Annotated in this window: 11 protein-coding genes; 1 reads left to right on the top strand and 10 read right to left on the bottom strand. The window is 48.2% G+C overall.

Annotated features, from left to right (window positions below; translation table 11 throughout):
- Nucleotides 1–115 precede the first annotated feature (115 nt).
- From mnmD to HQ49_RS02195, 8 genes are all read right to left on the bottom strand, one after another.
- Nucleotides 116–802, bottom strand: coding sequence for a tRNA (5-methylaminomethyl-2-thiouridine)(34)-methyltransferase MnmD (mnmD, locus tag HQ49_RS02225; RefSeq protein WP_039418214.1), 687 nt, complete (start codon nucleotides 800–802; stop codon nucleotides 116–118).
- A 30-nt stretch (nucleotides 803–832) separates the two neighbouring features.
- The gene (locus tag HQ49_RS02220; protein WP_039418213.1) at nucleotides 833–1,480 is read right to left on the bottom strand and encodes a polysaccharide deacetylase family protein; all 648 of its coding nucleotides are present in this window, start codon (nucleotides 1,478–1,480) and stop codon (nucleotides 833–835) included.
- Complete coding sequence (locus tag HQ49_RS02215; protein ID WP_039418212.1) at nucleotides 1,481–4,780, bottom strand: glycosyltransferase family 117 protein; 3,300 nt, start codon at nucleotides 4,778–4,780, stop codon at nucleotides 1,481–1,483.
- A gap of 51 nt (nucleotides 4,781–4,831) precedes the next feature.
- Nucleotides 4,832–6,145 (bottom strand): ribosome biogenesis GTPase Der, encoded by a 1,314-nt coding sequence (gene der / locus HQ49_RS02210; protein ID WP_039418211.1) that lies wholly within the window; start codon nucleotides 6,143–6,145, stop codon nucleotides 4,832–4,834.
- Nucleotides 6,146–6,209: 64 nt separating this feature from the next.
- Nucleotides 6,210–7,109, bottom strand: coding sequence for a GTPase Era (gene era, locus HQ49_RS02205; RefSeq protein ID WP_018965456.1), 900 nt, complete (start codon nucleotides 7,107–7,109; stop codon nucleotides 6,210–6,212).
- Nucleotides 7,110–7,188: 79 nt separating this feature from the next.
- Nucleotides 7,189–8,196, bottom strand: coding sequence for a beta-ketoacyl-ACP synthase III (locus HQ49_RS02200; protein ID WP_018965455.1), 1,008 nt, complete (start codon nucleotides 8,194–8,196; stop codon nucleotides 7,189–7,191).
- Nucleotides 8,197–8,371: 175 nt separating this feature from the next.
- Entirely contained in the window at nucleotides 8,372–8,557 is a 186-nt protein-coding gene (gene rpmF / locus HQ49_RS10555; RefSeq protein WP_080637703.1) for a 50S ribosomal protein L32, read from the bottom strand.
- A gap of 6 nt (nucleotides 8,558–8,563) precedes the next feature.
- Nucleotides 8,564–9,115, bottom strand: a complete 552-nt coding sequence (locus HQ49_RS02195) for a YceD family protein (protein ID WP_018965454.1) — start codon at nucleotides 9,113–9,115, stop codon at nucleotides 8,564–8,566.
- A gap of 260 nt (nucleotides 9,116–9,375) precedes the next feature.
- Between HQ49_RS02195 and HQ49_RS12385 the strand changes: the two genes are divergently transcribed.
- Nucleotides 9,376–9,501 (top strand): hypothetical protein, encoded by a 126-nt coding sequence (locus HQ49_RS12385; RefSeq protein ID WP_255327689.1) that lies wholly within the window; start codon nucleotides 9,376–9,378, stop codon nucleotides 9,499–9,501.
- 456 nt (nucleotides 9,502–9,957) lie between these two features.
- Here the strand turns inward: HQ49_RS12385 and HQ49_RS02185 are convergent, their stop codons facing one another.
- Nucleotides 9,958–11,397, bottom strand: coding sequence for a DUF3868 domain-containing protein (locus HQ49_RS02185; protein WP_039418208.1), 1,440 nt, complete (start codon nucleotides 11,395–11,397; stop codon nucleotides 9,958–9,960).
- A gap of 39 nt (nucleotides 11,398–11,436) precedes the next feature.
- Nucleotides 11,437–12,030 carry a DUF3575 domain-containing protein gene (locus HQ49_RS02180; RefSeq protein WP_018965451.1) on the bottom strand — a complete coding sequence of 198 codons (594 nt, stop codon included), beginning with the start codon at nucleotides 12,028–12,030 and terminating at the stop codon, nucleotides 11,437–11,439.
- Nucleotides 12,031–12,579 lie beyond the last annotated feature (549 nt).

Here is a 12,579-nt window from a genome sequence, read left to right as displayed (position 1 = left end):
CTCTAGGATGGCAAGGCGTTCAAAGTTGCTTAAATGTTTGCCCATAATGGATACTGGTTGCATCCCGCCAACTGTCAACTTTTTTCAGTACACGTCAATATGATGGAGCGGTGATTTAGAGGTCGTCCCCTCTATTTTCAACGGAATAAGTGCCGCGCAAGATTTCGCGTTTGCCGGGAGGTCCGGATAGGCGTTCCATACGGAAGCCGGCGCGTGTGAGCCGGCGGCGGATCTCTCCTTTGGCACAGTAGGTAGCCAATACCGCTCCTGAACGGCATGCCCCGGCCATTCGAGTGAAAATCTCTTCGCTCCACAACTCCGGCTGAACTTCGGGAGAGAAAGCATCGAAATAGATGAGGTCGATAGGCTTACGGAATGTAAAATCGGTCAGGTCGGATGCTATCTTGTGCAACGTGAAGCCGGGATATATTTCACAATCCATTCCCCACGGTGCATGGTGGAGATCTTGCAGGAGTTTGTCTTCATCGGCCATTCCCACAGAAAAGCGAAGATGCTCATATACATCCCCTTCGAGAGGAAATTTCTCAATGGCAGAGTAATGAATGGAGAGACCCCGACACCGTTGTTCACGCAGGGTTAGTAGCGCATTGAGAGCCGTTCCGAATCCGACTTCAAAGAGATACAAAGTACCGGAGAGATGGAAAGATTCCAGACGGTGCAATAATCCCGTATGAACGAATACATGTTCGCTCTCACGACACGCACCGTGTATGGAGTGGTAGTGTTCGCCGTAATGAGACGAAAGGATGGTGGGAGATCCGTCTTCCGTAAGGACAATCATCGGGCAAAAGGGGAAAAACAGGCAAACGGCTTAGTCAGCCGGATCGCCCAAACGCTTGAAGGTGTAGCCCTCATCCAAAAGCCAGCGCACAGCGCGAGGCATGGCCTGCTGCATATTGGGAGTGGCTTTGAGGGAATCGTGGAAGGTAATAATGGAGCCGTTGCGTGCATAGCGAACGACCGAACCGAAGACGGTATCGGGCGAAAGGCGAGCGTTATAATCGCGCGTGATCACATCCCACATAATAATGTCGTAGTGATTGCTAAGCAGGAGGGTCTGCATGAAGCGAAGATGACCATGTGGCGGTCGGAAGAAGCGAGAATTGATAAGCCGGTCGGCCTCTTCCACATCTTTCAGATAGGTACGCGTGCGGACTTTCAGCCCTTGCAGATGGTGGAAAGTGTGATTGCCTACCTGATGACCACGGTGCTGTATCTCGGCAAAAAGATCGGGATAGCGACGCACATTGTCCGCCACACAGAAGAACGTAGCTTTGACGCCAAGTTCATCGAGCGTATCCAATACCCAGGGTGTTACTTCCGGTATGGGACCGTCATCGAAGGTCAGATAGATGCTTTTTCCTTCTTTGGCAGGGATGCGCCATGTGGCACCGGGGAACAAAGCCCGGTACCACATGGGCACGCGACAGATAAGTCGTTCTACGAGTCTGAGCTGCATTTATTGCGGTTTGCTATTACCCTGCTGATCAGCGTAGAGAACCTTATAATAGTTCTGGAATACGGGCAGATATTCGTCCAGCACCTTGCTGTCGTAAGCAGTACTGAGTCGAAGAGCCGTAGCAACCGTATTCATCTCCTGATCGATCTCTCCTTCGGAAAGCATTTGCATGAATTTGGATTCCGACAGGCGGAAGAACCAGTTAAGCGTACGCATCGAAGAGCCTGCCACGGCCTTGACTATCCGATCTGCATCGGCCACCATGTCTGCATCGTACAGAGTCTGTGCCAATACCAGCGAGCGATAATCATAGGGTACGACTTCAGGACTGATCTCTTGGAGGCATTTGGTGAGCACCTTGCGGGCACGAACGGTATCGCCTCTTTCGAGCAAGGCCTTTGCCAACGGAGAAAACACAGCTACGCGATAAGTATTGGTGGAATTACGAATATCTGCATCGAAGTACACCTTGGGATTATTGGCTCCTCCGAAGCGGAACTTGGTCATCACGTTGGTATAGGTCTTCTCCACATCGATGTTATCGCCTACGCGACGGGCCTTGAAAGGCACAAACTGATTGGCCATACCGGTCTGACGCAAGTAGTCCGGCAGGTTGGAGAAGGAATTGCTCGGAGACGTAATAGCCCAATAGATAGGACGCTTCCATTCGTTATTGGCTATCAGATCGAGGACGCTCAGATCAGCCAATGAGAGGATGCCCTTACCGGCCAAAGACAGATCGATGGTCCGACGGACATGCACCTTAGCCGAATCGCCAAACGCCTGTCCCAATGCTTGCGAATCTACCGGCAGGTACAGATTCTCGCTCGGCATCACACCATTACCATAAGTGACGGGGCGAGTAGCTATTTTCATGGCTTCGGACAGCATCATGACGGGCTTGCCATCGGCCGTGAATCCACTACCCGGGAGTGAACGGAAGTTCAACTCCGGATCTCTGGCAGAGTAATTGGGATCGACACGAACAAAGGCATTCCGGCTGATGAAGGATTCATTCATATTCTTCAACGGTAGCGGATCGGACTGATAGGCTTGCTGCTTCATCTGGCGTACATACCAATCTGCTCCCAAGTAGCTGAGATTGCTCACACGGATATCGGTACGAATGCCTTCCACCTCCTGAGCATACCAGAGCGGGAAGGTATCGTTGTCGCCATAGGTGAAAATAACGGCATTGGGATCGCAGCTCTCCAGATAATTGGCACCGAAATCGCGTCCCACGTAGCGTCCCGAACGATCGTGGTCATCCCAGTTCTGGCCGGCCATCTGGATAGGCACCAGCACGGCAGCAGCCGTAGCGATGGTAGCCGCAGTGGCGTGGCTGAGTTTGGCCCGACGCAAGAAATCGACCAATCCGGCCACACCGAAACCGATCCAAATACAGAAAGCATAGAAAGATCCCGCATAGGCATAGTCTCGCTCGCGCGGTTGGGCGGGTGTCTGATTGAGATACAATACGATGGCCAAACCGGTCATAAAGAAGAGGAAGAAAGTGATCCAGAAACTCTGTGCCCCTTTCTCCTTTCGCAACAGCTGGAAAGAAATACCGATCAGGCCCAAAAGCAGCGGAAGCATGTAATACACATTGTGTCCGCGATTCTTGGCCATGAAGTCCGGCATATCATCGGTTGGGCCGATAAGAATCTTGTCGATGAAGGGAATACCCGTCACGGCATTGCCACGCAATAGTCCTCCGTCGCCTTGCAGGTCATTCTGACGGCCGGAGAAATTCCAAAGGAAATAACGCCAGTACATATAATTGACCTGATAGTTGAAGAAGAATTTCAGATTCTCTCCGAAGGTAGGCATACTGGCATCCGTTTCGGATCGCCCCATCCAGATATTATAACTCTGCGGATGTCCATCGGTAGTGGAATAGACACGCGGGAAAAGCATCATGGAACCATCTCCGTATTCATACTCGCGTTGTGTATAGAGCGTTTCGTAGCGGTCTTTATCTGTAGGATTTGTCTTGGGCGAAGGCCCTGTTACTTCCTGTCCATCCTTCAAACCGACAGGTTGGGATGCAAAGGAAGGTCCGTAGATCAACGGGGTACTTCCGTATTGTTCGCGAGCAAGGTAGCTACGAAGCGAAAAGGCATTGGACGGAGCATTCTCATTCATCGGCGGATTGGCAACGGCACGAACGAGGATAACACCGTAAGAGGAGAAGCCGACGAGGATAACCAGCATACTCATCAAGGCCGTATGCAAGAACCGCACATTCAACCGCTTGGATGCAAACAGCCAATAAGCTATGACCAGTGTAAGGACTATGCCGAGAAGGATGCCATTGCCGATAAAAGGAATACCCATCAAGACAACACTCAGCAGCACGGCAAAGCGCATGCGCATCGATTTGGTTGTACCCTTCTTATCTCCTTCGGCCTGTACGGAATAAGTCTCCTTCACAGACCAAATCAATATGGCTGCCAGCAGGAAGAAGTAGAAATATAAACCGCTATTGAAGCTGAAGCCAAGAGTATTGACGGCGAAGACATCGAATACGCCGGCAACCTTGGGGATACCCTGTATCACACCGAACATCATCACCCCGATAAGGGCGAAGGAAGCCAAAAGGGCCAACAAAGCACCCTTCCCTGTGGGCTTGGAAGCACGGCGATAGTAATACACCAAAGCCATGGCAGGGATACAGAGGAGATTGAGCAAGTGCACTCCGATGCTGAGTCCCATAAGATAAGCGATCAACACGAGCCAGCGGTCGCTGCGTAGATTGTCGGCACGCTCCTCCCACTTGAGCATCAGCCAGAAAACGGCAGCCGTAAAGAAAGAACTCAATGCATATACCTCAGCCTCGACGGCACTGAACCAAAACGTATCGCTGAACGTATAGGCCAAGGCTCCAACGACTCCACTGCCGAGGATCGTGATTACCCGTGGAACGGATATTTTCCTCGACGGCTCTTCCAATCCGGATGCATTGCGTACTGTCGGTACAAGTACGCGGCGGACAAGGTGGGTAATCGTCCAAAACAAAAACAGGATGGTAAAGGCACTGGCCAGTGCACTGGTAGCATTGGCAAGCCATGCCACCTGTGACGGATCGCTCGTGAAATGCGATATGATATTATAGACGAGCATGAAGAAGGGTGCTCCGGGCGGATGACCGATCTCCAACTTGTTTACGCAGACTATGAACTCGGCACAGTCCCACAGGCTGGCTGTAGGCTCGATTGTCATCAGATAGACGATAGCTGCAACTGCAAAAACGCCCCAACCGACGACATTGTTCAGAAATCTAAAACGTTTCCATTCCATATCATTGTATTCTTCTATAATGACTTAAACGTATTGAGCAGGGGGCAAACCCTACTTCTCACGGATAAAAATGTTGATGGGAGTACCACAAAAATCCCAGTGGGTACGAATCTGATTCTCCAAAAAGCGCTTATAGGGTTCTTTCACCCACTGAGGCAGATTGGCAAAAAAGGCAAATGAAGGCACTGCCGTCGGAAGCTGCATCACATATTTTATCTTGATGTATTTGCCCTTGGTAGCAGGAGGCGGTGTAGCCTCGATAATGGGCAGCATCACTTCATTCAGCTTGTGCGTAGGAATACGAGTCGAGCGGCGTGCATAGACCTGATTGACCGCCTCCAACACTTTGAAGATCCTTTGTTTGGTCATAGCCGATATGAAGAGAAGGGGGAAATCCGTGAAGGGAGCAAAACGCTGCCGGATGGCATTCTCGAACGTCTTGATGACGGCCTGACTTTTATCTTCCACCAAGTCCCACTTATTGATACATACGACCAGTCCCTTGCTATTGCGCTGGATAATCTGAAAGATATTCAGATCCTGCGACTCCACACCTCGTGTGGCATCCAGCATCAGCACACATACGTCGGAGTTTTCGATGGCACGAATGGATCGAATAACGGAGTAGTATTCCAGGTCTTCATTCACTTTACCCCTTTTGCGAATACCGGCGGTATCGACAAGGTAAAAATTGAGTCCGAACTTATTGTACTTAGTGTATATAGAGTCCCTTGTCGTGCCTGCTATATCCGTCACGATATGCCTGTCCTCTCCGATGAAGGCATTCAGCAAGGAACTTTTCCCTGCATTGGGACGGCCTACGATGGCTATTCGAGGGAGTGTTTCGTCCAGGTCCGATTGGCCGCTCTCTGCCGGCAATAGCTCCATCACCCTGTCGAGCAAATCGCCTGTCCCCGAACCGCTGACAGCTGCAACGCAGTAAGGATCGCCCAAACCAAAGGAATAGAATTCGGAAGCAGAATAATGATCTTCGGTATTGTCCACCTTATTGGCTACGACTATAACCGGTTTTTTGCTTCGGCGCAGGATCTCGGCGACTTGTTCGTCAAGGGAAGTCACTCCGGTCTGGTTGTCTACGACGAAGAGGACTACATCTGCTTCCTCGACAGCAATATACACTTGCTTATTGATTTCTTCCTCGAAAACATCTTCCGAATTGACCACCCAGCCTCCGGTATCGACGATGGAAAACTCCCGACCGTTCCAATGCACCCGACCGTACTGCCTATCGCGCGTAGTACCGGCCTCTTCGGCTACGATGGCTTGCCGGCTTTGGGTAAGGCGGTTGAACAATGTGCTCTTGCCCACATTCGGACGGCCTACGATGGCGACTAATGCTCCCATATCTCTATTTCTATTCTATGATTTCGTTCTGATTGTTGCTTGTCATGCTACGACCGACCAAGGACTAATCCAACTGATAGCCGAAGGCACGAAGCAGATTATCCCTGTTGCGCCAGTCTTTTTCGACCTTCACAAAGATCTCCAAGAAGATTTTCTTTCCGAAGAAACGCTCCAAATCGCGCCGGGCCATTGACCCCACACGTTTGATGGCCGCTCCTTTCGGGCCGATGATTATCCCTTTCTGAGAATTACGCTCTACGATGATCAGCGACTTGATGCGGATAATGGTCTTCTCCTCCTTGAATTCCTCCACGACCACTTCCACCGCATAGGGAATTTCTTTTTGGTAGTACAGCAAGATCTTCTCACGAATGATCTCCGTAACGAAAAAACGTGCCGGCTTGTCCGTGAGCGCATCTTTTTCGAAGTAAGGAGGAGAGGGTGGGATGAGGCTTTCGATGCGTCTCTGCAGCAGCCCGACATTGAAGTTGTTCGTAGCCGAAATGGGGTGAATCTCTGCTTTGGGCAATATGCTACGCCACTCTTCCACCAGTTTTTCCAATGCTTCCTGATTGCTCAGGTCGATCTTGTTGATGACCAGAAGTACAGGGCACTCCATTCGGGATACGCGAGCGAGAAAATCAGCATTCTTATCAGCCTTCTCCACCACGTCCGTCACATAAACCAGTACATCGGCATCCCCGAGAGCAGATTCGGAGAACTCCCGCATTTCCTGTTGGAGTTTGTAATTGGGACGAAGTACTCCCGGTGTATCGGAATAAACGATTTGCATCTCCGGCGTATTCACAATCCCCATGATTCTATGTCTGGTGGTCTGCGCCTTGGAGGTAATGATAGAAATCCGCTCACCGACAAGCAGATTCATCAGTGTACTTTTCCCGACGTTGGGGTTTCCAACGATATTGACAAATCCCGAACGGTGACCGGACTCCCCTACTTGCATTTCGAAGCTTTGTTATATGTACGAATAAGGGGCTGTTTGCCTTCGCGGCGAAGCAGCCCCCTGTTTCTATTGTGTATGATCAACGAACCGTGCTGCCATCGTATGCCCACTTGACATAGACAGCTCCCCACGTAAAGCCGGCACCGAATGAGGTCATGACCAGAACATCGCCTTTCTTCAACTTATGCTCCCACTCCCACAGACAAATGGGGATTGTAGCCGAACTGGTATTGCCATAACGCTCGATATTGACCATCACTTTCTCGTATGGGACTCCCATCCGTCGGGCAACGGCATCGATGATTCGGAGGTTGGCCTGATGAGGTACTACCCAAGTAATATCATCGTGCGAAAGATTGTTGCGCTCCATGATCTCCACACAGCTGTTGCACATATCTACGACAGCATGCTTGAATACTACCTGTCCTTCCTGATACACATAGTGCCAACGATTATCCACCGTTTCGTGTGTAGGAGGACATGCCGATCCACCGGCCTTCATGATCAAATGATCTTTGCCGATACCATTGGAGTGCAGCACCGCATCCATAACGCCTACTTCTTCTTCGGTAGCCTCGAGCAAAACACAACCGGCACCATCCCCGAATAGCGGACAAGTAGCCCGATCAGTATAATCCGTAATAGCCGTCATCTTCTCCGTAGCGATCACAAGGATCTTGGAGTAACGTCCCGAACGGATAAAATTGGCTCCCACTTCAAGAGCATAAATAAACGTGGGACAGGCCGCCTGCATATCGAAAGTAAAGATGTCGCCACAGCCGATCTCATGAGCAACGATGCTGGCCGTGGAAGGGAAATGATAGTCGCCCGAGTTGGTTGCAAGGATCAAGCCGTCGATGCTCTTGGGATCGATACCATGACGATCGAAGAGGTCTTGTGCCGCACGAATAGCCAGATAGGAAGCCCCTTTATCCTTGTCTCGAAGGATCCGACGCTCCTTGATGCCTACACGGGTCATGATCCATTCGTCATTGGTATCAACCATTTTTTCCAGATCGGCATTGGTAATAACATCTTCAGGGAGATAGGCCCCAACGGCTGTTATAGCCGCGTTTATTTTATTCATAATTGAATTTGTTGCATAATGGACGGGCGTCAGCCTTTTTCAAAGGCCATATCCCGCCGGAAAAGATTATTTGTGGCCGCTAAAATAAAAAAAAAGTCCCAAAGAACAGGTCTAAGGGACTCTTTTGCTCGTTCTTGCCGCCTAAGCGACCGGCATCGACCGAGGGCAAGCAATTTTACACTGCCACTTCTTTTTCGATTGCCAACTTACCGCGGTAGTAGCCACAATCACCACATACTGTGTGATAGATGTGCCATGCTCCACAATTGGGGCACTTGGCCAAAGTCGGCATAGCGGCTTTGTCATGAGTTCTCCGCTTGGCGGTTCTCGTTTTGGACTGTCTTCTTTTAGGATGTGCCATTTTTATTTATTTAAATTGTTCTTTTTGTTCCAATAGTTTTCCAAGAGAATCCCACCTCGAATCGTGAGCGGTCATACCGGATTCTTCTGTTGCTTCATCAGCATCTATCGCCAGCAGATCGGACATTCGATTCATCATCTCGGGGTCGCATTCTCCATCCGAATGCATACGCTGCATCGGGATAGCCAATTCGGAATACTCATAAAGAAGCGAGCTTAGATCCAATGTACCTTCCGACAGAGGGACTACAAGCAGATCGTCGCTCAACTCTTGATAAGAATCGCCGAAACGAACCACCAATTTATTTTCCTCTTTTACCGGCATTTCCACCTCATCGAGACATCGGTCACAAGCAGTCTTGACAATTCCGTCAAGCGCGATGCAAAAATTAAAGACATCGCCATTGCGTTCCACTTCGACCTTTGCAGCCAATGTCCCGCCTAAAATATCGTAACTTCCGGACTGCTCAAAAAAGGAATCACCCAATTCGTAATCGAATCGGTGCTTGCCTTGTGGCAGCGACTTGAGATTCAGTACGTATCTTCCGGATGATGCCATTTCGTGTAAGATGAAAAACTTTGCAAAAGTAACGCTTTAGGATGACATTACAAACAGTTTTATGTCTTTTGTCTCGTATGTACATAGCACGAACGAAAGCAGCGACGAGGAAATGACAAGAGCTTCGCATCTTCGGAGTCGGCTTTTTTCCTACTTTTGCAGTGCGATAGGAGACCCCACAGGAATGCGGACACCTGTATATCACAAAAAGGGTTGGTCCATCGAACAAAACCAGTTTACTAACGTTTACCAACGACTCAATGACAACAGATATGCACTCTGTTTTCTCTCCTTCCTTTCGGCCTTTGGACGGATTCTACCCTGTCCATACCGGCATATACCGTCACAGCATGCTCACAAAAGAGATCAGTGTCCATGAGGTGTAAAGCCCCATAATCTTCCGATAACCTCACGACATAAGGCACCCGTCCGGTTTCCTCTTGAATCGGACGGGTGCCTCTGTTTTATCACCTTACGAGAAAGCCTTTAGGGGGCTGCGATTTATATACAAACCGTTTTCGATCTGTATATTTATTGAAAATGATTTACATATAAATGGGAAACGGTTTATATATAAACTGAAAATGATTTGTATATGGATTGCTCTTCGACCTGACGAAAAAGAGCTTCCGATCCAAAAAAGTTCATCACAGCATCATTTTCTCCTTGAATTCGGCTTTCATAGAGTCGCTTATTTGGAATGATTCCAAACTCGTCTTCGTTGTTGAAAAGTTTTTTGGCACACAAAACACATCTCTGTACGCAGACTCGATTTGCCACAAAAAAAGTGCACCGAAACAGAAGTCCCGGTGCACCTTAATAATCAATATGGAAAACTCCACTTATTTTTTGCCAAGCAACATATCAAGGTTGCGCTGCGCATTTGTATCTCCTTCTGCAACCGCCTTACGGAAGAAGGTTTCGGCACGAGCAAAATCTCCCGTACGAGCATAAGCAGCTCCAAGGATATTGCTTACACCCTTTTCTGTCTGAATCGGACTCAACAGAGCAATTGCCTGCTGAGCATCTCCACCTTCAAAAGCGGCCACAGCCAAATTGATTCGGCCCGTTACACTTTCAGGGAAATACTTCAGGGTCGTATTCAGAGCAAACAAACGCTCTTGGTCTCCCTTGGGATAAGACATTGCCACACGGTACATTTCGGCCTCACTAAGTTCTTTCGGAGCAGTCTTAATGATTGCGCGAGCCTCTTCGAGTGTATAATCGCGAACGATATATCCCATGGTTATCGTATTGCGACGCAAATTCGGATAGATCTGATCCAAGATATGACGATAAGACGAAAGTTGCTTCAGAGCCTGCTCACGTGCATCATCATCGGCATATTTATCGGAGTTGATTATCTCCAGTACGCGATCACGATCGGCTATATCGCTCTTTTCGATAGCCAGTTTCAGCCCTTTCCAGTCTTCACCGCCGAACTTAGTGGTTATATTCGGCAACGTTTTCCCATACTTGCGCACCAATTCTTCTGCAAGCCTTTTGGCACGACGCTCAGACAAAGCCTTATTGTGGGCTATTGAAGCCTCGGGAGAAGCAAATCCTTCGATGATCATTTTATTGACCGAATAGTTAGGATTAGCCTTCACAGTGCTTACAAATTCTCTGATTTTCTCTAACTCCGCCTTATTGTTACGGTATTCAGGAAGGACATCTGCCTTATTGACTTTGAAATTGATATAAGCATCGAAGCTGGACTCTCGCTGCTTTTCCACTTCTTCGGCCGGGGTAACCTCAGCCAACAGATAAGGAGCTTCCGCAGGATTGAACAAAGGTTCGAAAGGCACAGCAACGTCTGCCAGACCAACGGGACACTTGGCACAACCTCGCACCTCTTCGCGAACTACAAATTTGGCATGCATCATCCAGGGAGCATAAGCATGCTCTCCCATGAAAGCAAACTGCTCGCTCTTCCCATTGTGGCGGCGAATGTATTGGGCTGCATTTTTTGCTTGGGGCAAAGCCGAACTAAATGCGATTTCACGCTTGAGAGCTTTTGTTCGATTGCGACCTGTAATGACTACCGAAGGAAATTCCACTCGGCTCGTACCATCTTCTGAACGAAGAATAGGCGTAACAATGATCATCTGAGTGCTCTTGAGCTTCAAACCACTCATATCTGCCACACCATTTAGTGCGACCTTATTTCCGGTTTTGTCCAACGAAATTTTATATGAAATTGCTCCTTCGTAAGCATTTTGAGCGACCAAACCGGCAACAGCGGCGAAGAGAGCGATAAGAGTTAGTTGTATTCTTTTCATATTAAAAGCCTCTTTTTTTGAGAGTTCATTTATTAGGAATTACTTAAACAGATAGATTAACGAAAGAGTGGCTCGCGTCAGGCCAAAGTAATCGGCCTTCTTGTCAACACCAACTTTCTTCCCACACTCTACACACTGATACTTGTCATAGTCGAAGTGAATATAGCCACCACCGATACTTGCTTCCAGATTCCAATGATTGCCCAAGATCCACTGACGGCCTATACTGATACCACCACCATAGAACCATCCTTGATAACGATGATACTTGGCATCGTCGAAGTCGCTCTTAGGATGAATGGAGCCAACAGGAGGAACTGATATTCCTGCGATATTCATTTGACCGACATGACCATGAAGTCCGATAAACACTCCATTGAATTTCTCACAGAACCAATAACGCAATTCCGGCTGGGCAAGCCAATGCTTCCAATAATGATCATCGCTGATCTTGAAAGGGTTTACTCCTCCCAAGAGGTCTACAGTCATTTTAGGGCCTACACCTATTTCCAAGGCCAAGTTGGGGGTTAGCGTTGCATCATAAAGCAAATTATTCTTAAGAGCCACGCGCTGAGCAGATGCAGCAAACAGTCCGCTCAAAAACAACACCAAGAAAATCAAATTCTTCTTCATACGCTTCCTTTATCTTACACTTTAATTACTTGCATGCCAACATGCACTTTTTTTCGAGAAATTATTTAATATCAAGACACAATAACACTACAGAATGAGAGTCAGCCCCTTCTTTACACAAAGGTGCACAAAAAAAATGAGTCAGAAACCTTATCCATTTAGAAAACGTAGGTTACGAAACATAAGATTCATTATTCGTATTAGCAATGCCTACTACGAACAATCCTCTTTGTTTCCACAAAAAACTGGTCTTTTTAGATAATAAATCCAAATTACCCATTGAAATTTGAAACAAAGAGATTTTAACGGTAGAGTAAGGATGTTAAGAGGGGGTTGGAAAATACTTTACTTCACAACCCCCTCTTACTAACATTTAGAGAGATGTATCAAGTCCGATGTAATTGGATATGCAACGAGCAATCTCATCGTTACAACGGTGCTTTGATTTTTACTCATCAGTTAACGATTAGCTTCCTTACGTCAGTAGCTGTAGTAGGACTATGAAGACTGACAACATACGCTCCATCAGTCAGAGCTTCTGTCATCGAC

It is taken from the genome of Porphyromonas gulae (assembly GCF_000765945.1).
GTDB classification, from domain to species: Bacteria; Bacteroidota; Bacteroidia; order Bacteroidales; family Porphyromonadaceae; genus Porphyromonas; species Porphyromonas gulae.
The sequence above is the reverse complement of the archived record's forward strand: the minus strand, read 5'-3'. Positions and strand labels throughout refer to the sequence as shown.

Coding starts and splice junctions, on each gene's coding strand:
- HQ49_RS02195 (WP_018965454.1), bottom strand. CDS start 9,115: ATGGCATCATCCGGAAGATACGTACTGAATCTCAAGTCGCTGCCACAA.
- HQ49_RS02215 (WP_039418212.1), bottom strand. CDS start 4,780: ATGGAATGGAAACGTTTTAGATTTCTGAACAATGTCGTCGGTTGGGGC.
- HQ49_RS02220 (WP_039418213.1), bottom strand. CDS start 1,480: ATGCAGCTCAGACTCGTAGAACGACTTATCTGTCGCGTGCCCATGTGG.
- era (WP_018965456.1), bottom strand. CDS start 7,109: ATGCAAGTAGGGGAGTCCGGTCACCGTTCGGGATTTGTCAATATCGTT.
- der (WP_039418211.1), bottom strand. CDS start 6,145: ATGGGAGCATTAGTCGCCATCGTAGGCCGTCCGAATGTGGGCAAGAGC.
- HQ49_RS02185 (WP_039418208.1), bottom strand. CDS start 11,397: ATGAAAAGAATACAACTAACTCTTATCGCTCTCTTCGCCGCTGTTGCC.
- HQ49_RS02180 (WP_018965451.1), bottom strand. CDS start 12,030: ATGAAGAAGAATTTGATTTTCTTGGTGTTGTTTTTGAGCGGACTGTTT.
- mnmD (WP_039418214.1), bottom strand. CDS start 802: ATGATTGTCCTTACGGAAGACGGATCTCCCACCATCCTTTCGTCTCAT.
- HQ49_RS02200 (WP_018965455.1), bottom strand. CDS start 8,196: ATGAATAAAATAAACGCGGCTATAACAGCCGTTGGGGCCTATCTCCCT.
- HQ49_RS12385 (WP_255327689.1), top strand. CDS start 9,376: ATGACAACAGATATGCACTCTGTTTTCTCTCCTTCCTTTCGGCCTTTG.
- rpmF (WP_080637703.1), bottom strand. CDS start 8,557: ATGGCACATCCTAAAAGAAGACAGTCCAAAACGAGAACCGCCAAGCGG.